Raw genomic sequence first — 24,741 nt, forward strand, 5'->3', positions numbered from 1 at the left:
TATTAAGGATGGAAAATAAAAATGAAGCTTAGGTATAATAACTTTTCAAAGGATTGGAAAGAAGGATTACTTATTGGAAATGGTAGACTTAATGGTATCCTATGGGGAGATAATAGTAAAGATATCCTCAGTTTTAATCATGAACGTCTATGGACTGGTAAGTATGGAAATAGAAAAAACAGAACTTCATATGAGTACTTACCTAAAGTAAGAGAACTTCTAAAAGAAAAAGATTACTTTAGAGGGACAGCCTTAGCTTCTTTGGCATTTGGTGGTGATGGGGGAATTTCCCCCTATCCACGTCAAGAAGATTCATATAAGCCTGCTGGGGAATTAGTATTTACATATGATAAAGAACAAGAGAATCTTGTAGAGAGAATACTTGATTTACATAGTGGAATAGCAACAGTAATAAGGAAAGATATAATAATAGAAGCTTTTGCAGATTGTGTGACAGAAATTATGGTTGCCTCATGGAAGAGCAGGAATGAGTTTAGTGGTACACTTCATTATGAAAGACAAGAAGATAGTGCCATAGAAGATATAAGAGTAGATAGAAATCATATAATTTATAGTTGTAAAATAGATTCAGTAAGTAGTTTCAAAGTTATTGTAAAAGTAAATACAGACGGTATTTTAGAATATGGTAAAAAAGAAATGTATATCAGGAATGCTACCTATATAAAAACATTCACTAATATAGGAGTATCATTTAATGATATTGAAAAAGAACTTAATGATTATCCTTTTCCTGTTGAAGATATAAATGAATTGGAAAAAAATCACAGGAAAAAGTTTTTAAGAGCCATGAGCAAAACAGATATTAGTATAGCTGATTACAAAACAGATGATTTATCTGATTTATATATAAATGAAAGAGTTAAAAGAGTTAGAAATGGAAATGAAGACGTTAATCTAATAGAGATATATGCAAAATTCGGTATATATTTAATGGTATCAGGTTCAATCTGTGGAAAGTTACCATTGAATCTGCAAGGTAAATGGAACTGTGATATAGTACCTCCTTGGTTCAGTGATTATCATTTTAACATTAATATTCAGATGAACTATTGGTTTACAGAACAATTAGGTTACCCAGAGTATTCTAAGCAGTTATTTGATTATGTCAATAAATTTGCAGAAAGCGGAAGGGAAGCAGCTAGATCATTATACGGTTGTAAAGGAATAGTACTATCACTTAATGGAGATCATTGGGCAGTGTCAACACCTGAGGCATATAACTATGCAGCATGGATTGGTGGAGCAGCATGGATGGGACAGCATTATTGGTGGCATTATCAATATAATGGAGATAAAGATTTCCTTAGAGATGAAGCTTATCCTTTCTTCAAATCAACCGTAGATTTCTATATGGATTATATAGAAATTGATGATAATGACATAGCTCAGATAATGCCAAGTCAATCTCCAGAAAATCGTTTTGAAGGCACTGGTTATTTTCCAGTAAGTATGTGTATATCATCAGCTATGGACGTACAATTAGCTTATGATGCTTTTACTTATGCAATAGATACTTCAAGATTATTAGATATTGACCAAGAAGAGTGTGTCAAATGGCAACAAACAAGAGATAAATTACCTAGTTTTGCAGTGGGAAAAGATGGACGTCTGTTAGAATGGGATAATGAAGATAAGATAGAAGTTGAAAAAGGGCATCGTCATTATTCTCATTTATATGGAGTGTTTCCATCAACATTATTCAACTCAATCAATAGAACTGAACAATTTGAGGCAGGTAGAAAATCCTTGGAATATAGATTAGCCCAAAACGGTGGAGGTACTGGATGGAGTAGAGCTTGGGCAGCATGTTTATTCGCACGTCTACAAGATGGTGAAGAAGCTAACCGCCAATTGAGCTATCTACTTACAGAACTGTCATCCTCTGCTTTGCTTGATTTACATCCTAGACCTCCTAGATGTACAGTAAGAAATGATGATACAGAATTCGTTTTTCAGATTGACGGTAATCTAGGTGCGACAAGAGCAGTAATTGAATGTATTATACAATGTTACGAAGGAAAGATATTCTTGTTACCTGCACTTCCAGCTTCATGGGAGAAAGGAAGTATAACAGGAGTAAAAACCATAGGTGGTCACACAATTGATCTTGCTTATGAAAAAGGTAAAATAGTATCCCTTAAGATTGAGATGGGATTTGAAGAAAAGATTGTAATTGATAATGGTAGTAGACTTTTAGATGGAGATGAAGATATTATTTTACAAGGAAAAAAAGGTGAAGTCTATACATTAGTGTAAGTTTTTTGGAAGGAGATTCACATGGCTAAGAAAAATTTGTTATATATTTTTGCTGACCAATGGAGAAAGATAGCAGTAGGAATAGAAGGACAAGATAAGATAATAACACCTAACATGGATAAATTTGCAACAGAGAGTAAAGTTTTTGATAATGCTATTAGTACATATCCACTTTGTTCGCCTCATAGAGCTGCACTTATGACTGGTAAATATCCTTATTCTTGTGGTATGTGGACAAATTGTAAAATAGGGTTAGATGAAACAGTAATGTTAAAACCACAAGAAGAAACCATAGGAAAAACTCTTAAAAAAAATGGATATGAAACCGCATATATTGGAAAATGGCATTTAGATGCAAGTGAACTAAACTTCAATAAAAACCCTGAGTCAGGTGCAATCAACTGGGATGCATATACACCAGAAGGAGAAAGACGTCAAGGATTTGATTATTGGTTCTCGTATGGAGCAATGGATAAACATCTGAATCCTCATTATTGGAGAAATACACCAATGAAGATTGAACCAGGGAAGTGGTCTCCAGAAGTAGAGACAGATGTAGCACTTGATTATCTTGAAAACAGGGATAAGAGTAAGCCATTCTGTATGTTTGTTTCATGGAATCCACCTCACCCACCTTACGATAAAGTACCTGAGAAATATGTAGATATGTACGATAATATTCCTCTTAGAGAAAATGTACCAGAAGAAATGAGAGAAGACAAGGAATTTCTAAGAACTATCAAAGAATATTTTGCAGCTGTTACAGGGCTTGACGAAAATTTCAAAAGAATACTTGATTATCTAAGAGAAAACAACTTGGAAGATGATACTATAGTAGTATTATCAGCAGATCATGGAGATATGATGGGTTCTCAAGGAATATATGGAAAAAATATATGGTACGAAGAATCAATCAATATACCTTTCATGATTAGAGGAAAAGGTATAGAAGCTGGAAGAACCGATTGTCTATTCTCAAGTATTGACCATATGCCCACTCTACTTGATTTATTAGAAGTTGATATTCCAGATACAGTACAAGGGCAAAGCTTTAAAGATATTATAGAAGGCAAAAACATGAATGAACCAGATACCGTATTTTTATCAATGATTCCAGGGATGCCTGAACTTATTGAACCTTATAGAAAAAGGGGATTAAATAATAAGTCCTTCGGGTGGAGAGGAATCAGAACTAAAAAACACACCTATGTTATTGATAACGGTACTCATCCAGATGAAAAACAAAAAAGATATCTATATGATAATGAAAATGATCTTTATCAATTGAATCCAGTAATATTAAGTTCAGATGATGAACGATGCAAAAAATATGATGAATATCTAGAAGGTTATTTGAAAGAGATCAATGACCCATTCTTAATGAAAGGATTAGATTATAATGGTTGATATATCTAAATACAAAAAGCCTAATGATGTAGAAATAGAGCAAGCCCTGAATAACGCTGTAACACAAGTAGAAACAGATTTAGAAAATTTTACACATAAGTTCAAGATAAACGGAACTACCGATAATTTTTATGCGCCTAATGACAATATTTCATGGACATCAGGTTTTTGGACTGGCCAGATATGGATGGCATATGAAATAACAGGTGATGAAAAATATAAAAAAGCAGCAGAAATTCAGGTAGATAGTTTCCTTCATAGGATAGAGAACAAAATTGAAACTAACAATCATGATATGGGATTTTTATATAGTCTATCCTGTGTAGCAGCTTACAAATTAACAGGTAATAAAAATGCAAAAAAAGCTGCAATATTAGCAGCAGACAATCTAATCTCACGTTACAGAGAAGATGGTAAATTCATTCAGGCTTGGGGAAATGTTGGAGCAGATGATAACTATCGTTTAATTATCGACTGTCTTCTAAACCTTCCATTACTATACTGGACAAGTGATGTAACTGGTGACGATAAATACGCTAAAATAGCTAAACAACATATTGACACTTCCTTGAAAGTTATTATGCGTGACGATTGTTCTACATATCACACGTTCTATTTTGAACAGGGAACAGGCAAACCACTATATGGAGAAACAAGACAAGGCTACAGTAATGATTCCTCATGGTCAAGAGGTCAAGCTTGGGGTGTATATGGAACAGCTTTAAGCTACATGTATACTAAGAACCCTGAATATATTGAAAAATTCTATAAGATAACCGACTTTTTCATCGAGAATTTACCAAATGACCTAGTACCTTATTGGGATTTTAAATTCACCGATGTAAGTGACGAACCAAAAGACAGTTCAGCAGCTGCAATAGCTGTATGCGGTATGCTAGAAATGTCAAAATACCTTAATGAAGAAAAATCAAAGTACTATAAAGAAATAGCACTAAAAATCCTAAAATCTCTAATTGATAACTATGCAGTTAGCGATCCTAAGATATCCAACGGTCAATTACTACATGGTGTCTATGCAAGAAAATCCCCTTATAATCCATGTAGGAACAGGAATGTAGATGAATGCAATACATGGGGCGACTACTACTATATGGAAGCCCTCATCAGATTAACTAGAGATTGGAAATTATATTGGTAGAAAGAATAGAACAAATGAGTAGGCATATTCGAGCCTGCTCATTTTAGACTGCCAACGAAGTATTAAGTTGAAAACAGACAACGGTCGTATATTGAAATCATATATAGTGATAATACACTCTCGTTACGTTTGTTGCATCTATCTGTTTATAAGGATGCAACAAGCCGTAAAGGTCGTTATTATCACTATATATGATTTTCTCTATATTTACCACTCTTTAGCCAGTTTAAAAATGCGACTTTAGCCTATAAAATCTATACTGCTAGTTACAAGTATTGCGTTAATAGATAATGTCATATGTTTAATTTTTATTTATCTATGAAAAAGCAATATCCAGTAGTTATTTAAAATAGAAGAAAATGTGTTTTGTAACTATATTGATGGAGACTTAAAGCAAAATAGTATATGTATATGTGAAGTAGTGAGGCAGGACGCCGAACCCAGCATTTAATCTGACAGCCCTACTGGACTGTCAGAAATAATAATTGACTCGATGTCCATTATTATTTGTTGAGCTCAGGACGAGCAAGTAGCTGGCGAAACATATACATATACTATTTTGCAAACTCCAAGTAAGAACAAAACATTTTTTCTGACTTACTTGATATCATATAAAAATAAAAGAATGATTATTAATTGAATCACTTGACAAGAGTCGAATTATAGTCCATTATATTATAACAATGTTTAAAAAAAGTTAATAAGGAGGATAATGTAGTGGTTATAAAATCGTTTAAACAGTATTCAGGTTTGCCGAAAGAGATCTACATTCTCGCTATTCAGAGATTTGTTAATTCCATTGGCGGTTTTGTTTATGCCTTTTTAGCTCTGTTTCTGAGTAAGAGATTAGGTTTGCAAGAAAATGTCATTGGTAGTTTTATGTTAGTTTGTTCTCTAGTCGGTATACCTGGTTCACTTATTTCTGGTCATCTAGTTGATAAATGTAATAGAAAAACAATTTTACTTGTTTCAAGAACTTTATCAGCTGTCATATTTATTATTTGTGGTTTCCTTGGTAATTCAATAACGGTTGTTTATTTACTTATTATTTCAAGCTTTATATCTAGTTTTTCAGGCCCAGCAAGTGGTGCTATGACAGCGGATTTAACTACTCCTGAAAATAGAAAACAAAGTTTCTCCTTATTGTACCTAGGAATGAATGTTGGACTTGCTTTTGGATTGACAATTGCAGGATATTTATTTGAACATTACACCAGATGGATATTTTGGGGTGATGGTATAACTTCATTAATTAGTTTATTATTAGTTGCTTTTTATATAAAAGATACTAGACCAACAAAAGCCCAGATAAAAGAAATTAACGAATCTGATAGAGAAGGAGAAAAAGAGGAAAAAGGCTCTGTAGTTAAAGCACTTGTCAGAAGACCATTCCTATTAGGCTTCGTAATTATATCTTCTGTTATTGGTTTTGTATATAATCAACATGGATTTATTATGCCATTACATCTGGAGGAATTATATCCTAATTTTGGAGCAAAATATTTTGGTAATGTAATGGCTATTAATACAATGATTGTTGTTATCTTTACGCCAATCATAATGTACTATACAAGAAAGATTAAACCAGTTGTTAATGTAGCTATTGCAACTTTAACATACATAATAGGTTTTGGTATGATGGGATTAATTAATGAGTTATGGGTATTTTTTGTTGCTGTATTCATCTGGACAACAGGTGAAATAATTGCTACAACCAATACAGGAGTTTATATCTCTAACCATTCACCAGTTAATCATCGTGGTAGATTTAACTCCATTATAGGTATGATTCAGGCTGCTGGACGTTCTTTTGCTCCATTCTTCATGGGAATGTTCCTAGTGTCACACAGCAAATCACAAGGATGGATACTGACTGGATTTGTTGGAGTGATAGCATTTATAATGCTTTATATATTATTTACAAAAGAAAAACGTTACAATGAAAACATTGATAACGTTCAGGAATTACTTTCTGAAAAAGAGGCATCATAACAATAAAGTTATAGATTAAGGGTTATATAGAAAGGATTTACTTATGAAGAATAAAAATATAGACGCGACTAAAGGTGATATAAAGAAAAATCTGTGGATACTGGCATGGCCTATAATGATAGGTAATCTGATACAGGTTATATATAATATGACAGATACATATTGGGTAGGGAAACTTGACAATAGTACTGAAGCCATTGCAGCTGTTACTATTACATTTTCAGTTGTATTTGTATTAGTTTCATTAGCAGCTGGATTGGGTATAGGGTCAGCAACATTAGCAGCTCAATACTATGGTGCTAGAGAATATAAGAAGGTTGATGAAGTAGCCTATACATCATTAATTGTTATTGGTGCTATTGCATTGGTTTTTGTTGCTGGAGGCATAATTTTTTACAAGCAGCTTTTTGACCTATTACAGACGCCAGATAATATTATACCTATAGCAAAAGATTATTTCATTATAATAATGGTAGGTATGATATTCATGTTCATATTCTTTATTATGAGTGGGATATTACGTGGAATTGGAGATACTAGAACACCTATGATTGCAGGTATAGTCTCTGGTGTAATAAATATGATATTGGACCCATTTCTTATATTTGGATGGGGGATATTCCCTGAACTAGGTATTTCGGGAGCTGCTTATGCAACTGTAATATCTAGAGTATTTGCTTCAGGATACATTTTTTATGTAGTACTCAGGGGTAAGACTTTCTTGAAAATGAACTTACGTAATATAAAAGTTGATTTAAAAATTACTAAACAATTATTTAAGATTGGAGTACCTTCTAGTATTTCACAAGCTGTAATAAGCCTAGGTGGAACGGTTATTATCAGTAGAGTAAATATGTTTGGTGATGTTGCAATAGCAACACATGGTATTGGTAATAGATTGGAATCACTGTTGGCTATGCCTACAATGGGACTGGCTCAAGCTGCAAGTTCAATAGTTGGACAGAATCTAGGTGCTGGACAAAAGGAACGAGCATTCAAGAGTGGTAAATATGCCATGAAAGCATCATTTATCATACTTATAATATTGGGAGCTATTTTTGCAATATTCCCTACAGTATTTTTTGATATATTCTCTGATGATAAAGAAGTAATAGGAATGGGACGTTATTATATATATGGAATAACATTATTATATGCATTTGTAGGTTGTAGAATTGTCATGTCCAATGTATTCCAAGGAGCAGGAGCTGCTTCGGTATCCATGTGGTTAAGCTTAATCTGCTTATGGGGATTTCGGGTTCCACTTTCTTATGCACTATCATATACTCCATTAGGAATAAAAGGATTATGGTCAGGAGTAGGATTATCTTTCATTGTTAGTTTCTTTTTTATGTATTACTTCTATAAAAAAGGAAAATGGATGGATAAGGTTGTTGTAGAAAAGAAAGAACCCTTAGAGGCATAATATATTAATTAGAATACGGGGCTGTGGGATAATACCAAAAATGTATTATCCGATAGCCTCTTTTTTTATGCTTATTTATCTGTTATTTCAATCAATTTAACTCTTAATATTTTTTTGTGAAAAAATTTAAATATACTCTTGACAAAAATCTCTAAAAGGGATATATTATATATAGAAATTGTTAGCACTCGATTAGAGTGAGTGCTAACAATGGAAAATAAATTATGATATAGGAGGAATTAATATGTTTGGATTAACACCATTTAATAACAACCCAATTAGGAAAAGTAACTCGTTTAACAATGATTTTTATGACATGATTGATGACTTCTTTAATAATAGTTTTTTACCTGTAAGAAATTTGTATAACGACACATTTAAAGTAGATGTGAAAGAGTCAGATAAAGATTATTTAGTAGAAGCTGAGTTACCAGGAATTAATAAAGAAGATGTGAAACTCGATTATAATGATAGTAGACTAACAATTAATGTCAATCATGAAGAAAACGTAGATGAAGAAAAAGATTATTATATCCATAGGGAAAGAAAAAGAACTTCTATGCAAAGAGGAATATATTTGAAGGATATCGTTCCCGAAGAAATTTCAGCTCAATTAAAAGATGGTGTATTGAAGATCGTAGTTCCTAAAAAGGAAAAATCCGATAATACATTTAATATAGAAGTCAATTAAGAGATAGAGCCCATAGAGGCTCTATTTCTATTAATATCCTGTATTTGATAAATTATATGTTATAAGATTATTTAATTTTTATATATATTCACACTTTAAAAAGATTATTATATGTGGTATTGTTGTATTAAAAACTATTGGATTTAATTATAGTAATAAAATTTAGTAAATGGAGTGTGAATAATAATGAACCCAAAAAGAGAATACATAAAGGGAAAAGATACGTATAATAAGGAGTTAGACAAGCTTAATCATAAAATCAATATCTATGGTAATGTTAGACTTATTGTAATTCTTTTAGGATTAGGATTTACTATATGGTCATATACTAGAAAATCTTATCTACTTAGCTTGAACAGTTTAATTATTACACTGGTTATTTTTATCAGCTTAATAATTATACACCAAAAAAATATTGACCTAAGGCCTAGGCTGACAGCACTTTGTAAAATCAATGAAAACGGTATTAAGCGTCTAAGGGGAGAATGGAAAAAATTCCAGAAGAATGGTAAAGAATTCATTGATGAAGATCATAATTATTCATGGGATTTAGATTTATTCGGTAAGAATTCCTTGTTTCAATGGATAAATCATACTAACACTCCAATGGGTAAGAAGAAGTTAAGAGATGCACTTATAAAACCCAATAAAAATATTGAACTAATAAGAAAAAGACAACAAGCCATAATAGAGCTTTCTAAAAATATGAATTGGGTTCATGAATTAGAAGCAGCGGGCATGTTAGAAGATAATGACAGTATAGATGAAGGAGAGTTAATAAAATGGAGTAAGGATATAGCACCATTCTATCTAAATAATCTATTAGGATTATTTGTAAAGATATTACCTATAGTTTCCATTTTAACTATTGTACTGCCTTTTTGTATACCATCTTTTTCACATATATATGGATTGGTATTCATAAGTATACAGATAATTGTTGCTTTCATAGGTCTTAATAAAAGGCATACAAGGTTATCTACTATCGACGATTTCAGAAAACAGATATCCATATACGATAAGATGATCAAGTTAATTGAATCACAAGATTTTGAATCAAGTTTATTACAAGACTTGAAGAAACAAATGGAAAGTGATAATGAACTTACTTCTCAGCAGATAAAAAAGCTGGATAGTATTATGGATATGTTCAATATCAGACATTTTCAATTCTATTTGATATTCGATATACTTACATTATGGGATTATCAATGTGCTATTTCACTTGAGAATTGGAAGAACAAATATGGAAAAAATCTTCCAAAATGGTTGGATTCATTGGGAGAAATTGAAGCTCTAGCAAGTCTTGCTACAGTAGTCTATGAACAACCAGATTGGGTAATGCCTACTATTACTAAAGAATATAGAGTATCAGCTACTGATATAGGACATCCTTTGATAAATGCAAGAGACAGAGTATGCAATAATGTTACTTTTGGGGGAAGACATTCTTCTCTTTTGGTAACAGGTTCCAATATGTCAGGTAAAAGTACGTTTCTCAGAACTATAGGAATTAATCTAGTATTAGCTTATGCTGGAGCTCCAGTATGTGCAAAAGAGTTTTGCTGTCCTATGATGGATTTATATACTTCTATGAGAGTAAAAGATGATATAGATAACAAAATATCTTCATTCTATGCAGAGTTATTAAGAATCAAAAAAATAATTGGGGCTACTAATGAAGGTAAAAAAGTATTCTATCTATTAGATGAAATATTTAAAGGTACCAACTCAAGAGATAGGCATATAGGTGCTAGAACCTTAATTAAAAAATTATGTAAAGGAAATACGTTAGGACTTGTTTCAACTCATGACTTGGAATTAGCTGATTTAGAATCAGAATCTGATTCTAGAGTCAAGAATTATCATTTTCAAGAACACTATAAGGATAATAAGATATTATTCGATTATAAATTATATTCAGGTGTTTCCAATACATTTAATGCGGTATTTTTAATGAAGGAAATTGGGATAGATATATAAGATTTTCTTTGATATAATTAAATGAGTTAAGTTATTTTCTATATCAGGTGGAAAGGGGAACCTCATGAGTTTACAAGCTTACGGACTATTAAAGGGCAAAGCAGTAGCAACAAAAGAAGAAAGAGATAATAACAGACCTCATTATCATATTCATGTTAAAGCCAATGAAGAAAACTATAGAATATCAATCAATATAAAGTCAAATGATGTATTATCCGAATTACTTTTTTATACTAATGAAAATTTTGAACATGGAATAACTTCAATAATTACTGAATTACCATATGGATTTTATTTCAGTAACTGTGTATCTATTGATTATATACGAGGAAACATGGGGTTTTCTAGAGATGATATGAAGAAAATTCCTCATGACAAAGCTGGACCTAATAATGACCTTAATGAGAAACTAAATTACTACATAGATAAAGCAATTTCATCTGAAGATACTGATATTTATATATATGGGTCAAAATGGAAAACTGGTAATTACTGTAAAGTAGATAGGATTTTTGGCTTTAGTCCTTCAATGGGTATGCATGATATCCATATGAATCAAGGTAATATTAGAAAGTGGAAAAAAGATAGTGGAGTATGGCAAGACGGGTGTCTTTTTATACATTATAAAGAGATAGACAAGTGGATTGGAATTTTCCTTGCCTTCCAATCCCAATCATGGGATAATGATGATTGTACAGGTCAAGCTAACTATAAATACAAAAAGAAAAAGAGATAGGGGGGATTAAAACATGTTTTATGGAGTATTTAATTCGCCTTTATTTCCTATTATTGTTGTAGGAGATGAAAAAGGGCTGTCTTATTTACATCTTCAAACTAAATCAGGTAATGAACTTGAACAATCAAAAGAGTGGATTAGAAATGATGATTTCTTCACAGATACTTTTAACCAGCTAGATGAATATTTTAGTGGCCAAAGAAAAATATTTGATTTGAAATTAAATCCACAAGGAACTCAGTTTCAAAAGAAAGTATGGAATGCACTAACCAAAATTCCATATGGTGAAGTTTGCTCATACAAGGATATTGCTGTTGCAGTAGGGAATGAAAAAGCTTGCAGAGCAGTAGGGATGGCTAATTCCAAAAATCCAATAGCTATAGTAGTTCCATGTCATAGGGTAATTGGCAGCAGTGGAAAACTGGTTGGGTATGCTGGAGGATTAGATACAAAAGATGAGCTATTAAAATTAGAAAGAAAATATAATGGATAATAATAAATTAAGGGGCAGTTACCGTAATATATTTTGACTTTGGTTAGTCATGAAATATATAGGAAACTACCCCTTAGATACTATATGTAGTTTAGTAATATTTGTTTATGTAATGACTTATAATATTTATTCAGAAACAATAAAGCTGTCATATCCTGCTTTATCTACAAGGTCTTTTCTTTTTGTAGCGTTTTTCATTTGTGAAAATGTACCAGCTATAACTCTATACTTATTGTTATTTGGTGAAACATAAGCATCTATTTTCTTAGTGATAAGTTCTTCTTTTAGCTTAGTAGCATTTTCTTTTTTGTCAAATGAACCTACAATTACTCTAAAATATTTTTTAGCAGTGTTTGAAGTTGTAGTTGTACTGGATTTTGAACTAGAAGAACCAGTATTTACTGTAGAAGTATTAGATTTTTTATCTTCTTCTTCTTTTTCATCTAACTTCTTATTAAGGTCTTCATTTTGATTTTTAAGATCATCAATAATCTTATCTTTTTCAGCTAGAGAGTCTTCAAGTTCCTTAATTTTGTCCATAGATTCAGTGTCTACATCTGATTCATTGGAATCATTTCCAGTTGTGATGTCTGTAGTTTCTTGCTGCTTATTTACATCATTAGTATCATCATTCACCATTTCATTAAGTGATGGTTTCTTTTGACAACCAACAAGAACTAGGGTTAGTAGTAACATGCTTATTAATACTTTTTTAATCATTTATTCTCCTCCTCGATATGATTATAATACATAAGTTGTTTTACTGATAATATGCTAATAATTGTAATAACTTATGTCATATTAGATTATATAGCAGATATATGTCGATTTCAATAGTAGATATGTTTGAGGGTTGACTTTTTATGTGTAGAACAGTATATTTATATTATTGTATTTACATTTTTTAAATATCGTGGTTTAATGTAATAAAAAGGCAAAGCGTTAAAGCTTACACAAGGAGGCAACATGAAGCGATTAATGATTATTGAAGATTACGAATCAAAAATGAGTCTTATGGAGACGGAGATAGCAGTAAAACAAACAAAAGATTTTTTTGAAAATTCTTTATCAAAAGTATTGAATCTTACTAGGGTATCAGCACCATTATTTGTATTACCGGAAACAGGACTTAATGATAACTTGAATGGATATGAAAGACCTGTTAATTTTGATATCAAGGAAACAGGTAAGGTTGCAGAGATTGTACATTCTCTAGCAAAATGGAAAAGGATGGCCCTTCATCGTTATAAAGTTGAATCTGGAAAAGGTATCTATACAGATATGAACGCTATAAGAAGAGATGAAGAGATGGACAATCTTCACTCAATCTATGTAGACCAATGGGATTGGGAAAGAGTTGTAACTAAGGAACAAAGAAATGAAGAATTTCTAAAAGATGTAGTTAAAAAAATCTATAAAGTATTTAAAGATACAGAGAATTTCTTATATGGGAAATACCCATTTCTAGGGAAAAATCTACCTGAAGATATCAAGTTTATTACTACTCAAGAATTAGAAGACTTGTATCCTAATCTAAAACCTTCTGAGAGAGAAGACAGAGCTGCAAAAGAACATTATGCTGTTTTCATCATGAAAATAGGAGGGGCTTTAAAATCAGGAGAGAAACATGATGGTAGAGCACCAGACTATGATGATTGGGAATTAAACGGAGATATTGTATTCTGGAATCCAGTATTGAATAGAGCTTTTGAATTATCATCTATGGGTATCCGTGTTGACGAAGAATCTCTTGAAAGCCAATTAGTAATTGCAGAGGCAGAGGAAAGAAAAGAATTGAATTATCATCAAATGATATTGAATAAAACACTTCCGTATACAATTGGTGGTGGAATAGGTCAATCAAGAATATGTATGTACTTCTTAAGAAAAGCACATATTGGAGAAGTACAAGCTAGTATTTGGCCAGAAGAAATGATAACAGATTGTGAATCTCACGGTATTAATTTATTATAGATTATTTTTAGATATGATAAATATTTTTTGTAATAATTTGTTTTGAAATTTTTCAAGTAGTATTCATAATGGATTTTTTATTAGGGAAGTTTAACAGTTATATTTGAATCTAAGTATTAAATATACATGTTTATCACAAAAAAACTAAGAGTATTATATAAAAAACAAAAAGTTGACAAAGGTATTGTGTATAAATATAATAAAAGTAATAAAACTTTAATATTATTGGTAAATGAGTTTGAGTATCTTTGGATAAACAATTTTATGGACCAGTTTCTCTTACAGCTTTCTAAAAGAATAAGCTTTAATGGAACTGGTCTTTTATATAGATTTTTTTAATAAAAACTTATTTCTAGGGAGGATCAGACATGACTAAAGGACAATTAGAAGCATTGATAAGTACTAAAATGGTAGCTTTCCAGAGAGAACAATTAGGTAGAGGGGCTGAAGGAACAAAAACTTATATTAGTGGAGACATGATTATTATAAGAATGAAAAATGTCCTGACACCAGCCGAGAAGCAATTAGCTATTACTGACCAAGGTAAAGGTTTGATAAAAGAGATAAGGATTCAGTTAGAGAGTATCATTCGTCCAAAATTAGAAGAATTGATGCAGAATCTTACTGGAGCAAAAGTAATAAGTATACACAATGATATTAGTACCAAAACAGGTGAACGAATTGATATGTTCATATTGGATTGTAATCTAGAAGAAAGATTAAAACTAGATTAATCTTTACAATATTCCAATATTTATTAATATATTAAAACATTGAAGAAGTTCAAGTTTTTAATATGATAATAAATGATTGCATTAATATGATTAATTAACTAGAATATATTATAAGGAGAGTGTCATAATGTTATCATATGGTTTTTTCTTAGATTTAGCGATTATCTTACTTAGTACAAAATTATTAGGTTTAATGACTAGAAAAATACGTATGCCACAAGTAGTAGGAGCGCTTCTTGCGGGATTAATACTTGGGCCAGCACTGTTGAATGTTGTCCATGAAAGTGATTTTATAGATAAAATGGCTGAGTTAGGTGTTATTGTTTTAATGTTCTCAGCAGGTCTAGAGACAGATTTGAAGGAATTAAAAAAATGTGGAAAAGCTTCTTTAATAATTGCAGTATTGGGAGTTTTGTTGCCACTTATCGGAGGACTTGTAGTAGCGGGCTTATTTGCCGGAAACCTATCACACATGACTCAAAAAGAATTGCTTGAAAATATATTTATCGGAGTGGTTCTTACAGCAACATCTGTTAGTATTACAGTCGAAACATTAAGGGAAATGGGAAAATTAAAATCTCCATCAGGAACAGCTATTCTTGGAGCAGCAGTTATTGATGATGTACTTGGAATAATTATTCTAACAGTCATTTCTAGTTTTGCTGACCCAAGTGTAAGCATTGTAAGCATTTTAGTGAGGATATTATTATTCTTTATATTCGCTGCTGTCTGTGCATTTGTTTTCTACTATATATTCAATAAAATGTCTGATAAGTACGGAAAGAAAAGAAGACTTCCAATATATAGTTTAGCATTCTGTTTGATTTTAGCTTACATAGCTGAAGAGTTTTTTGGAGTAGCAGATATAACTGGGGCATTCTTGGCAGGGATAATTATTTCTAATGTAACACATTCCGATTATGTTTCAGAGAAGTTGGATATTACATCCTATATGCTTTTATCACCTATTTTCTTTGCAAGTATAGGTATAAAAACAAGTGTTGAAAATATGGATATGAAGATTATTTTATTCGCAGTAGTACTACTTATCATTGCAATCCTTACTAAGGTGGTAGGATGTGGATTGGGTGCTAGAATGTGTGGATATGAGAGCAAAGAGGCTATTCAAATTGGAGTTGGAATGATTTCCAGAGGTGAAGTTGCGCTTATTGTAGCTGATAAAGGAGCTTCTATCGGACTGATGAATGATACGTATTTTGCTCCTCTGATTATCGTTGTTATCATTACCACAATAATTACACCAATACTTTTAAAGGTAGTTTACAATAATAAAAACAATAAAAAAGTTAGTATGTCATAGATGATAATTGGAGGCATGATAAAATGTATTTGGTATTGTGTACAATAAATGACGAAAGCAAAAAGAATCTATTCGAAAGTGTATTAACAACAAAAAATGGAGTTCATAGTGTTTTATGGTTAACAGTAAAAGATGGATTAGATAAAAAACTCAAACATACTATAATAGGTGGTTCTATTTCAGGATTATACGAAAACAAATACAAGTTGACAAGTTTAATTACAATGGAAAAAGAATCATATAAAGACATATATGGGAAATTACAGAAATTAGGACTAGAAGATTGTATTGACAGTTATGCCATATTACCAATACTAGAAGATTGTAAATCTATTTCATTAGCCTAAGGAGTGCTTAATTTGAGTAACAATAATAAAACTACGGATACATTGAATCATTGGTATACTCTGGATTTAAAGGTCATATTAGAAGGAATCATCATTGGATTCATAACAGGACTTATAATCGTTTCATACAGAGTATGTTTAAGCCATGCAGATGAGATTAGAGATAAAGCCTATGAATTTATGTCTGGGAAAACTGCAATGATTATACTATGGTTTGTACTATTGATAATAGTGGGAATCATCCTTGGAGCGTTAGTCAAAAAATATCCAATGATAAAAGGTAGTGGTATCCCACAGATAAAAGGTTTCTTGGTTAGACAGCTTGGCATCAGCTGGTTGAAAGAACTAGTACTAAAATTCTTTGGTGGAATATTATCTATTGGGTTCGGACTTTCATTAGGAAGAGAAGGCCCTTCAGTACAAATGGGAGCTACAGCTGGACTTGGATTTAGCCGTATTTTCAAGAGATTTCATCTTGAAGAAAAATATCTAGTTACTGCCGGTGCAAGTGCAGGACTTGCAGCAGCTTTCAATGCACCACTTGCAGGAGTTATATTTGCACTAGAAGAATTACACCGTAATTTTTCCCCTATTATACTTATGTGTGCAATGGGAGCATCTATAACAGCAGATTTTGTTTCAAGTAATTTCTTTGGACTTAAGCCTATATTTGACTTTACTAACTTAGAAATTCTACCACTTAAATATTACCTCATGATTGTTGGCTTAGGAATTATAGCAGCTGTACTTGGAAAACTATTTAATAATCTACTATTATTAGCTTCTAAACACATAGATGGTTCAAAAAAAATAAAATCAATATATAAACCAGTAATACCTCTTTTAATATCTGGAATTCTAGGATTTACAATTCCAAGTATATTAGGTGGGGGTCATGAGTTGATTGTCAGATTAACTAATGAAAACATGTTGATTAAGATATTAATAGTTTTATTTATCTTAAAGCTATTATTTACAGTTATATCCTACGGGTCTGGTGTGCCAGGTGGTATATTCCTACCTGTTCTTGTACTAGGAGCATTAATCGGAAAAGCTTATGGACAAGTATGTGTTTCAGTATTTAATATAGATGAAGTGTATATACTCAACTTTATAACTTTGGCAATGGCGGCTTATTTTACAGCTATTGTAAAAGCTCCAATAACAGGAAGTATACTAGTCACTGAGATGACAGGTTCCTTTAATCACCTGTTACCACTTATAACAATCTGCTTAGTAGCACAAGTTGTAACTGGAGTAATAAATTCAGGAGCAATATACGACCTATTGCTAGAAAAATTATTGAAGAACAAAAAAGGTAACTACATGAAAGAAGCAGGCGAGAAAAAAGTTATACTCGAAGTACCTGTAATGTTTGGTTCAGAAATTGAACATAGAAAGATTAAAAATATAACATGGCCTTCTAATTGCCTAGTAGTTGGAATTAGAAGAGGAGAAAAAGAATTGATCCCCAATGGAGAATATAAAATCTACGCCGGTGACTTTTTAATCATACTAACGGATTCCAATGACGCAGACACAATGAAATTGGAACTACTTGATATGGCTACAGTTGAATAAATATTTATATTTACTTAACTGTTTTACATATAAACCCTAATATAATTTTAATGAAAAACACCTCACAAAAGATTATTTATCTATTTAGTGAGGTGTTTTTTGTATCTATAATATCTAAACGACTGTTAAACAACACTCTTAATTATTTTTCATTTATACCCTTGACCCCTACGTAACGTAATAGTATATAATTAATTTCAGTAATATTACTAATACAAATGAAGGTGATTATAATGACCGTAAAAGAAGTAAGCAAAATTGCTGGTATAAGTGTAAGAACTCTTCACTATTATGATGAAATAGGTTTACTTAAACCAAAAATAATAACAGAATCAGGTTATAGAATATACAGTGACGCTGAACTAGAAACATTATTTCAGATACTATTCTTTAAAGAACTTGATTTCAAACTAGTTAAAATAAAAGAAATAATGAGTAACCCTAGTTTTAATAAAGCAGAAGCACTAAAACAGCATAAAAAACTGTTACTGGAAAAGAAAAAAAGATTAAATAATATGATAAGTTCTATAGACAGAACTTTAAAGAGAGGATTTGACAAAAAAATGATGAATCTATTTAGTATGGAAAATTATGAAAAATATAAAGAAGAAGCTATTGAAAAATATGGAGATACAGCTGTTGATAGCTACAAAAAAACAAGCAAATATAGTAAAAAGAAATGGGAAGAAATAATGAACGAAGCTAATACAATCTATAGTAACCTAGCTGAAAATATGGATAAAGATGTAAGCGATCCTTATATACAACAATTAATTGGTCAGTGGAAAAACCACATTACAACATATTATTATGACTGTAATATGGAGATTTTTAGAGGGCTTGGACAATTGTATGTAAATGATGAGCGCTTTACTAAAAATATTGATAAAACAAAGCAGGGTTTAGCTAAGTATATGAAAGAGGCAATGGACTATTATTGTGACAATTACCAAGGATAATGTAACAAAAAGCATTTATCTCTCTTATAATGATATTAAGTTATATTAATATTATGTGGGAGAGATGCTTATGGATATGTTTGATTGTGGAATTTATTCTTTTGTAAATGCTATTACAATAGAAACTATCAGGTACTGGTCTAAAAACTCGTACCAGCATATTGATGTTTTATTAAATTCTGCAACTCCAAACAAAGGAATTCTATTTGATAGCTTTAATAATGACTTGAAGAGGCTCTACAAAACGTTCCAAAACATCTATAATGAACTGGATGATGTTAAGAGAGATACTAATGTTTATTTTATGGTAAAGAGATTTCTTATAGCCAATGATCATTTTATCATATTATTACAAAGGCTAAAATTTGAAGGTTTCAATGGTTTCCCAATATTATATCAAGTTACATATCATATCTTATATGAACAGATGTATGTTAAGGAAATTTTTAGACCTTTGATGTGTACTGGAGATGTTGATCCAGATAATGTGATAATAAACTCTAATTTTAGACGAATGGCTCTAGGTACTAATCCATTACAATGCATATATGGACAAATATATTTTTGGAGTATTATAGGTGCTGAACATCCATCTATTATTATGAATATCAGCCCTGATGAAATGGAGCAATTACCTAAAAAAATCATTAATGAATTTAATGATATAGCTAATAGATTCAATAAGATTAATTATAAACTCTCTTGCATATATTCTAAGTTGAATATAATGAACCTTGGTATAATATTAAAAGAATTTTGTAATGTTAACAAAGAAATTCTTGTACTGTTAGATAGATTGAAAGATAACGTGGAAAATTTACCTGCTAATATTAAGAATAACTTGCCAAAATTATTCTTTGCTATTCTTGAACATATAATTAAAGAACATGAATATGCAAAACTGTTGACAGAAAAAATTATGGAAAGTCAATATGGTAGAATTAACTAAAAGATAATATAGAAGACTCATTAAAAATAGACTTTACTTAATCAGATAACTTAAACAAAGTTTAGGGGCTGTTTAATGAATAGAGTCTATTTTTTTGTGCCATTTATTTCTATAAGAACCATAACAATTCTTTTAAATTAATACTAAATGGAGTATACTAAATATGAGTATTCACATATTACATATTTTTTAATTAACAACAGAAAGCAATCAGGAGGAAGAAAATGATAAAAATAATAGCAGATTCAACTTGTGACCTATCACCAAATATTATTAAGAAATATGATATAGGAATAGCTCCACTTACTATAAATATAAATGGCAAAGTTTATAGAGATAAAATAGATATATCAGCAGATAAATTCTATACAATTATTGAAGAATTAGAAAATGAACCAACTACTTCAATGCCTAATCCATCTGAATTCTTAAGAATCATCAATGAGGCAGTTGAAGAAGGACACAATGAGATATTATGTATATGTATGTCTAGTTCAACTAGTGGTTCATATCAATCTGCAGAACTTGCAAAAGCATATTTCTATGAAGAAAATGAGAAATCAGAAGTCAGGATAGAGGTAATTGACTCTAAGTGTATGAGCCATGGTAGCGGCTGGTTAATCATGAAAGCTGCTATTTATAGAGATAGAGGAGCTAGCTTTGACAGATTGGTCAACTGGATAGAGGTTCATAAAAAACAGGTAAAACATTTTTTGACAGTGGACGATCTGGATCATCTTATCAAAAGTGGAAGACTTACCAATGCTAGTGCTTTTGTAGGTAAAATACTTAGAATTAAACCAATAATGACCATGAAAAAGGGAAAAGGAGCCATAGTAGCAAAAGAACGTGGAAGAAAAAAAGTCCTATCTTTCTTGGTTAAGGAATTCAATAAAAGAATTGACATGAGATATAGTAATTTTATTATAATAGGCTATACATCTGATATAAAATATGCAGAAAATCTAAAAGAAAGAATCAAGCGAGATTCTGAATTTACTGGGGAGATTTTAATAATGCAAATGGGAGTTGCCGTAGGTACTCATGTTGGGCTTGGAGCAGTTTCTATGTTCTATATGGAGAAAAGGAAAGGTCAAGTTTTTGATAATCTATTAGTTAATCGCATGCATGAATTTGTTGATAAGACTAATGATTTTATTGAAAAGATAAAGAAATAATGTAAACACTAGGGGGAGAAAGATGGATATTATTTTGTATAATGGCAAGGTAATAACAATGGATGAGGATAAACCTTATGCCAGTGGGGTATTTATAAAAGGAAATAAAATATATAAAGTTGGAAATGATGAAGAAGTATTAAAATACAAAAAAGAAAATACTAAGTTAATAGATTTGCAGGGAAGAACACTTTTACCAGGTTTTAATGATAGTCATATGCATTTAATAAATTTTGCTTATACAGGTAGTATGATTAGATTGGCAGGGCTTACTTCGGTTGATGAAATCATAGAAAAATCTAAGAAATCCATTAAGCAAGATACTGTAAATGTTGGTTGGATCAAAGGAAGAGGCTGGAATCAAAATAACTTTGATGAACCAAGAATGTTAAATAGATATGATCTTGATAAAATAAGTGTGGATAGACCAATTTGTTTTATAAGAGCCTGTGGACATGTTCTGGTAATTAATTCATATGCCCTCAAAATGTTAAATATAACTGGAGATACTTTTCAAGTAGCTGGAGGTCATTTTGATTTAGACGAAAATAATGAACCAACAGGTGTTTTCAGAGAAAATGCTATGAACATAGTATATGATAATATGCCTTCACCAACTATAGCTGAAATAAAAGATATGATTACAAGTGCTTGTAAATTAGCATTAAGTGAAGGAATAACGTCAATTCAGACCGATGATCTTGATAATTTTTCTGATAATGATTATGACAAGATTATAAAAGCATATGAAGAACTGAGAGATGATGGAGAACTTCCTGTAAGGATATATGAACAATGTTTATTGGGCGATATTGAAACTTTTCAAGGATTCTTGAACAAAGGATATAGAACAGGTCAAGGAGACAATTTTTTCAAGATAGGTCCATTGAAGATACTTGCCGATGGTTCTCTAGGAGCTAGAACAGCTTATTTATCAGAACCATATGAAGATGATAGCAGTACCTGTGGTATTGGAAAATTAACACAGGACCAATTGGATCAACTGGTTTTATGTGCTCATAAAAATAACATGCAGATAGCGATTCATTGCATTGGAGATAAGATAATGGACATGGCTTTTTCAAGCATAAAAAAAGCTATTAATAAATATCCGAGAAAAGACCATCGTCATGGTATTGTACATAGTCAGATTACGACAAAACAATTACTCAATGAATTTAAAGAAATTGATGCTATTGGATATATCCAGCCTATTTTTCTGGATGGGGATATTTCTATTGTGGAAAAGAGGATAGGCAAAGAAAGAGCCAAATACAGCTACAATTTCAAAACCTTGATTGATATGGGGGTACATACTCCATATGGGTCCGATTGTCCTGTTGAACCTTTTAATGTATTACATGGAATATATTGTGCTGTAACAAGAAAAACATTAGAGGGTCTTCCAGTGGAGGGATGGTTGCCAGAGCAAAAGGTAACTACTCTACAAGCAATCAGTTCTTTTACTAAAGAAGGAGCATATGCTTCTTTTGAAGAAGATATAAAAGGGACTATAAAAGAAGGTATGTTAGCTGATTTAGTAGTTCTTGATAATGATATATTTGAGATGGAGTGCCATAAGATAAAAGATATGAAGGTGGATTATACAATAGTTGATGGCGTTGTTGTATATGATAGAATGAAACAGCAAATGGTATTATAAAATCATGGAAATATATTGAACTTAATGAAATGGATGTATAGATGTTCAAGTTCATATATATATATGTAATAGGCTGCCCAAATATATTTTTATGCATAATTTGCTAAATATATTTAGACAGCCTGTAACGATTTTAGATTTTATATTGTTTTATAGAGAAGTTCTAGTATCACAATACTCACATTTATATTCTTTTTTCTCTGCATCAACTAAAGTAAATGTGATATCTTCATTTTTTTCAATAGTGGTTACGCATCTAGGATTATTGCATTTAAGAATACCGACAACTTTTTCTGGAATAGATAGTTTTATCTTATCTACTATCTTCTCGTCATCAATGATTGTGATTGTAAGTCCCGGGTCTATTAATCCAAGAATGTCTAGATTGAGATCAATTACATTATCTATTTTTATTAAATCTTTCTTACCTAATTTGTTGGAAGGCGCATTTTTAATAAGAGCTGTAGTACAGTCTGCCTCATCTAATTTTAGCTCTTTAAATATTTTGTATCCTAGTCCAGCTTTTATATGGTCTATAACAATCCCTTTTTTGATTCCATTAATTTTTAACATTAATATCCCCTCCTAAAAGCTTTAATATCAGTGCCATTCTAACATACATACCATACTTAGCCTGGTTAAAATAAACTGCTCTGGGGTCATTATCTACCTCTGTGCTTATTTCATCTACTCTTGGTAATGGATGTAGAATAATCATATCTTCCTTAGCATTTGTTAATTTATCATTATCTAATAGATAATAACCTTTTAGTCTGAGATATTCTTCTTCATTAAAAAATCTTTCTTTTTGGATACGAGTCATATATAATATATCAAGTTCAGGGATAGCTTCTTCTAGATTGGATGTTTGATAAAATTCATGGTCAGTAAGTTCATCAGTAATATAAGATGGTATTTCAAGCTCTGGTGGAGCTATAAAAACAAATTTAATATTTTCATATCTGCTAAGGGCTTTAACTAATGAATGAACCGTTCTTCCGAATTTCAAGTCACCGCATAAGCCAATGACATTATTAGAAAAACTTTTTTTGTATGAACGGATTGTAAGCAAATCAGTTAATGTCTGAGTAGGATGCTGGTGTCCTCCGTCACCTGCATTAATCACTGGAATATTAGAATATTTAGATGCAAGTTTTGGCGCACCTTCTTTCGGGTGCCTCATTACAGCTATATCAGCATAACAGCCAACCACCCTGATAGTATCTCCAATACTTTCACCTTTGGAAACTGATGATGATGAAGCTTCAGAAAATCCGAATACTCCACCCCCTAGTCTTAGCATTGCTGCTTCAAAACTAAATCTTGTTCTTGTAGATGGTTCGTAGAATAGAGTTGCTAATAGTTTGCCTTTGCAAACGTCCAAGTATTTATCTGGGTCTTTAATAATATCATCTGCCAATGTAAAAATTTCTTCCAATTCCTCAACAGTAAAATCATCTGGTTGTATCAAATGTTTTCCTTTTAACATGGTATTTCCTCCTTTTTAGTATCACGGTACTAGATTAAAGGTTATAATTTTATAGGATATCTTTTGGGGATTCTTCCATTATATAATTATATTTGGACATAAAAAAACTTCCCTATAGGAAGGCATATGTTCTTGCTAATATGACACCAGGTAGTATGATACACCTAATAATCATGTTATATGTTACCTTCCTAGCCTCTCTTGGACTAAATTAAAGATACCTATCAATCAATAGATTAACACTTAGTTTTATATAAGTCAAGCAAAAAATATTTCTAATTAGTATATAAAAAAAATTAAATTAATTATTTACTTTTTTTACTGTTTATGCTAATATAATGTTATATAATTTATAAATTATAGTACGAGCTTGTTACAAACA

At 31.2% G+C, this 24,741-nt stretch carries 21 protein-coding genes; 18 read left to right on the forward strand and 3 right to left on the reverse strand.

Going from position 1 to position 24,741, the window contains the following annotated elements; all coding sequences use genetic code 11:
- Positions 1-21 precede the first annotated feature (21 nt).
- From AACQ14_RS00770 to AACQ14_RS00810, 9 genes are all read left to right on the forward strand, one after another.
- On the forward strand, positions 22-2,277 hold the full coding sequence (locus tag AACQ14_RS00770; protein ID WP_339361655.1) for a glycosyl hydrolase family 95 catalytic domain-containing protein: 2,256 nt from the start codon (positions 22-24) through the stop codon (positions 2,275-2,277).
- A 21-nt stretch (positions 2,278-2,298) separates the two neighbouring features.
- On the forward strand, positions 2,299-3,684 hold the full coding sequence (locus AACQ14_RS00775) for a sulfatase family protein (protein WP_339361656.1): 1,386 nt from the start codon (positions 2,299-2,301) through the stop codon (positions 3,682-3,684).
- Positions 3,677-4,843: a glycoside hydrolase family 88 protein gene (locus tag AACQ14_RS00780; RefSeq protein WP_339361657.1), complete on the forward strand. Its 1,167-nt coding sequence runs from the start codon at positions 3,677-3,679 to the stop codon at positions 4,841-4,843. The genes AACQ14_RS00775 and AACQ14_RS00780 overlap by 8 nt, the downstream gene beginning before the upstream one ends.
- Before the next feature lie 717 nt (positions 4,844-5,560).
- On the forward strand, positions 5,561-6,835 hold the full coding sequence (locus tag AACQ14_RS00785; RefSeq protein ID WP_339361658.1) for an MDR family MFS transporter: 1,275 nt from the start codon (positions 5,561-5,563) through the stop codon (positions 6,833-6,835).
- Positions 6,836-6,878: 43 nt separating this feature from the next.
- Positions 6,879-8,261, forward strand: coding sequence for an MATE family efflux transporter (locus tag AACQ14_RS00790; RefSeq protein WP_339361659.1), 1,383 nt, complete (start codon positions 6,879-6,881; stop codon positions 8,259-8,261).
- 244 nt (positions 8,262-8,505) lie between these two features.
- Entirely contained in the window at positions 8,506-8,952 is a 447-nt protein-coding gene (locus AACQ14_RS00795; protein WP_339361660.1) for an Hsp20/alpha crystallin family protein, read from the forward strand.
- A gap of 186 nt (positions 8,953-9,138) precedes the next feature.
- Positions 9,139-10,935, forward strand: a complete 1,797-nt coding sequence (locus AACQ14_RS00800; RefSeq protein ID WP_339361661.1) for a MutS-related protein — start codon at positions 9,139-9,141, stop codon at positions 10,933-10,935.
- A 64-nt stretch (positions 10,936-10,999) separates the two neighbouring features.
- A complete protein-coding gene (locus AACQ14_RS00805) occupies positions 11,000-11,671 on the forward strand; it encodes a YukJ family protein (protein ID WP_339361662.1) in 672 nt (223 codons plus the stop codon).
- Positions 11,672-11,684: 13 nt separating this feature from the next.
- Entirely contained in the window at positions 11,685-12,164 is a 480-nt protein-coding gene (locus AACQ14_RS00810; protein ID WP_339361663.1) for a methylated-DNA--[protein]-cysteine S-methyltransferase, read from the forward strand.
- Positions 12,165-12,290: 126 nt separating this feature from the next.
- Here AACQ14_RS00810 and AACQ14_RS00815 read toward each other — a convergent pair whose 3' ends face one another.
- The gene (locus tag AACQ14_RS00815) at positions 12,291-12,884 is read right to left on the reverse strand and encodes an SPOR domain-containing protein (RefSeq protein ID WP_339361664.1); all 594 of its coding nucleotides are present in this window, start codon (positions 12,882-12,884) and stop codon (positions 12,291-12,293) included.
- A 246-nt stretch (positions 12,885-13,130) separates the two neighbouring features.
- Between AACQ14_RS00815 and asnA the strand changes: the two genes are divergently transcribed.
- From asnA to AACQ14_RS00860, 9 genes are all read left to right on the forward strand, one after another.
- A complete protein-coding gene (gene asnA, locus AACQ14_RS00820) occupies positions 13,131-14,138 on the forward strand; it encodes an aspartate--ammonia ligase (RefSeq protein WP_339361665.1) in 1,008 nt (335 codons plus the stop codon).
- Between the two features lie 368 nt (positions 14,139-14,506).
- A complete protein-coding gene (locus AACQ14_RS00825; protein ID WP_339361666.1) occupies positions 14,507-14,872 on the forward strand; it encodes a Na-translocating system protein MpsC family protein in 366 nt (121 codons plus the stop codon).
- Positions 14,873-14,999: 127 nt separating this feature from the next.
- Positions 15,000-16,193, forward strand: coding sequence for a cation:proton antiporter (locus AACQ14_RS00830; RefSeq protein ID WP_339361667.1), 1,194 nt, complete (start codon positions 15,000-15,002; stop codon positions 16,191-16,193).
- A gap of 23 nt (positions 16,194-16,216) precedes the next feature.
- A complete protein-coding gene (locus tag AACQ14_RS00835) occupies positions 16,217-16,540 on the forward strand; it encodes a hypothetical protein (protein WP_339361668.1) in 324 nt (107 codons plus the stop codon).
- A 12-nt stretch (positions 16,541-16,552) separates the two neighbouring features.
- A complete protein-coding gene (locus AACQ14_RS00840) occupies positions 16,553-18,121 on the forward strand; it encodes a ClC family H(+)/Cl(-) exchange transporter (RefSeq protein ID WP_339361669.1) in 1,569 nt (522 codons plus the stop codon).
- Positions 18,122-18,354: 233 nt separating this feature from the next.
- Entirely contained in the window at positions 18,355-19,080 is a 726-nt protein-coding gene (locus AACQ14_RS00845) for a MerR family transcriptional regulator (RefSeq protein WP_339361670.1), read from the forward strand.
- Positions 19,081-19,150: 70 nt separating this feature from the next.
- Positions 19,151-20,029, forward strand: coding sequence for a DUF2935 domain-containing protein (locus AACQ14_RS00850; RefSeq protein WP_339361671.1), 879 nt, complete (start codon positions 19,151-19,153; stop codon positions 20,027-20,029).
- A 224-nt stretch (positions 20,030-20,253) separates the two neighbouring features.
- On the forward strand, positions 20,254-21,207 hold the full coding sequence (locus tag AACQ14_RS00855; protein WP_339361672.1) for a DegV family protein: 954 nt from the start codon (positions 20,254-20,256) through the stop codon (positions 21,205-21,207).
- A 22-nt stretch (positions 21,208-21,229) separates the two neighbouring features.
- On the forward strand, positions 21,230-22,870 hold the full coding sequence (locus AACQ14_RS00860) for an amidohydrolase (RefSeq protein ID WP_339361673.1): 1,641 nt from the start codon (positions 21,230-21,232) through the stop codon (positions 22,868-22,870).
- 150 nt (positions 22,871-23,020) lie between these two features.
- Here the strand turns inward: AACQ14_RS00860 and AACQ14_RS00865 are convergent, their stop codons facing one another.
- A complete protein-coding gene (locus tag AACQ14_RS00865; protein ID WP_339361674.1) occupies positions 23,021-23,443 on the reverse strand; it encodes an aspartate carbamoyltransferase regulatory subunit in 423 nt (140 codons plus the stop codon).
- Entirely contained in the window at positions 23,430-24,359 is a 930-nt protein-coding gene (gene pyrB / locus AACQ14_RS00870; RefSeq protein WP_339361675.1) for an aspartate carbamoyltransferase, read from the reverse strand. Before pyrB ends, AACQ14_RS00865 begins: the two co-directional genes overlap by 14 nt.
- Positions 24,360-24,741: the final 382 nt, after the last annotated feature.

This window comes from Vallitalea maricola (genome assembly GCF_036985595.1).
Classification (GTDB): Bacteria; Bacillota; Clostridia; order Lachnospirales; family Vallitaleaceae; genus Vallitalea; species Vallitalea maricola.

Bases quoted from the DNA above. Each gene is read 5' to 3' on its own strand.
- AACQ14_RS00770 (WP_339361655.1), top strand. From the start codon at position 22: ATGAAGCTTAGGTATAATAACTTTTCAAAGGATTGGAAAGAAGGATTA.
- AACQ14_RS00775 (WP_339361656.1), top strand. From the start codon at position 2,299: ATGGCTAAGAAAAATTTGTTATATATTTTTGCTGACCAATGGAGAAAG.
- AACQ14_RS00780 (WP_339361657.1), top strand. From the start codon at position 3,677: ATGGTTGATATATCTAAATACAAAAAGCCTAATGATGTAGAAATAGAG.
- AACQ14_RS00790 (WP_339361659.1), top strand. From the start codon at position 6,879: ATGAAGAATAAAAATATAGACGCGACTAAAGGTGATATAAAGAAAAAT.
- AACQ14_RS00795 (WP_339361660.1), top strand. From the start codon at position 8,506: ATGTTTGGATTAACACCATTTAATAACAACCCAATTAGGAAAAGTAAC.
- AACQ14_RS00800 (WP_339361661.1), top strand. From the start codon at position 9,139: ATGAACCCAAAAAGAGAATACATAAAGGGAAAAGATACGTATAATAAG.
- AACQ14_RS00805 (WP_339361662.1), top strand. From the start codon at position 11,000: ATGAGTTTACAAGCTTACGGACTATTAAAGGGCAAAGCAGTAGCAACA.
- AACQ14_RS00810 (WP_339361663.1), top strand. From the start codon at position 11,685: ATGTTTTATGGAGTATTTAATTCGCCTTTATTTCCTATTATTGTTGTA.
- AACQ14_RS00815 (WP_339361664.1), bottom strand. From the start codon at position 12,884: ATGATTAAAAAAGTATTAATAAGCATGTTACTACTAACCCTAGTTCTT.
- asnA (WP_339361665.1), top strand. From the start codon at position 13,131: ATGAAGCGATTAATGATTATTGAAGATTACGAATCAAAAATGAGTCTT.
- AACQ14_RS00825 (WP_339361666.1), top strand. From the start codon at position 14,507: ATGACTAAAGGACAATTAGAAGCATTGATAAGTACTAAAATGGTAGCT.
- AACQ14_RS00830 (WP_339361667.1), top strand. From the start codon at position 15,000: ATGTTATCATATGGTTTTTTCTTAGATTTAGCGATTATCTTACTTAGT.
- AACQ14_RS00835 (WP_339361668.1), top strand. From the start codon at position 16,217: ATGTATTTGGTATTGTGTACAATAAATGACGAAAGCAAAAAGAATCTA.
- AACQ14_RS00845 (WP_339361670.1), top strand. From the start codon at position 18,355: ATGACCGTAAAAGAAGTAAGCAAAATTGCTGGTATAAGTGTAAGAACT.
- AACQ14_RS00850 (WP_339361671.1), top strand. From the start codon at position 19,151: ATGGATATGTTTGATTGTGGAATTTATTCTTTTGTAAATGCTATTACA.
- AACQ14_RS00855 (WP_339361672.1), top strand. From the start codon at position 20,254: ATGATAAAAATAATAGCAGATTCAACTTGTGACCTATCACCAAATATT.
- AACQ14_RS00860 (WP_339361673.1), top strand. From the start codon at position 21,230: ATGGATATTATTTTGTATAATGGCAAGGTAATAACAATGGATGAGGAT.
- AACQ14_RS00865 (WP_339361674.1), bottom strand. From the start codon at position 23,443: ATGTTAAAAATTAATGGAATCAAAAAAGGGATTGTTATAGACCATATA.
- pyrB (WP_339361675.1), bottom strand. From the start codon at position 24,359: ATGTTAAAAGGAAAACATTTGATACAACCAGATGATTTTACTGTTGAG.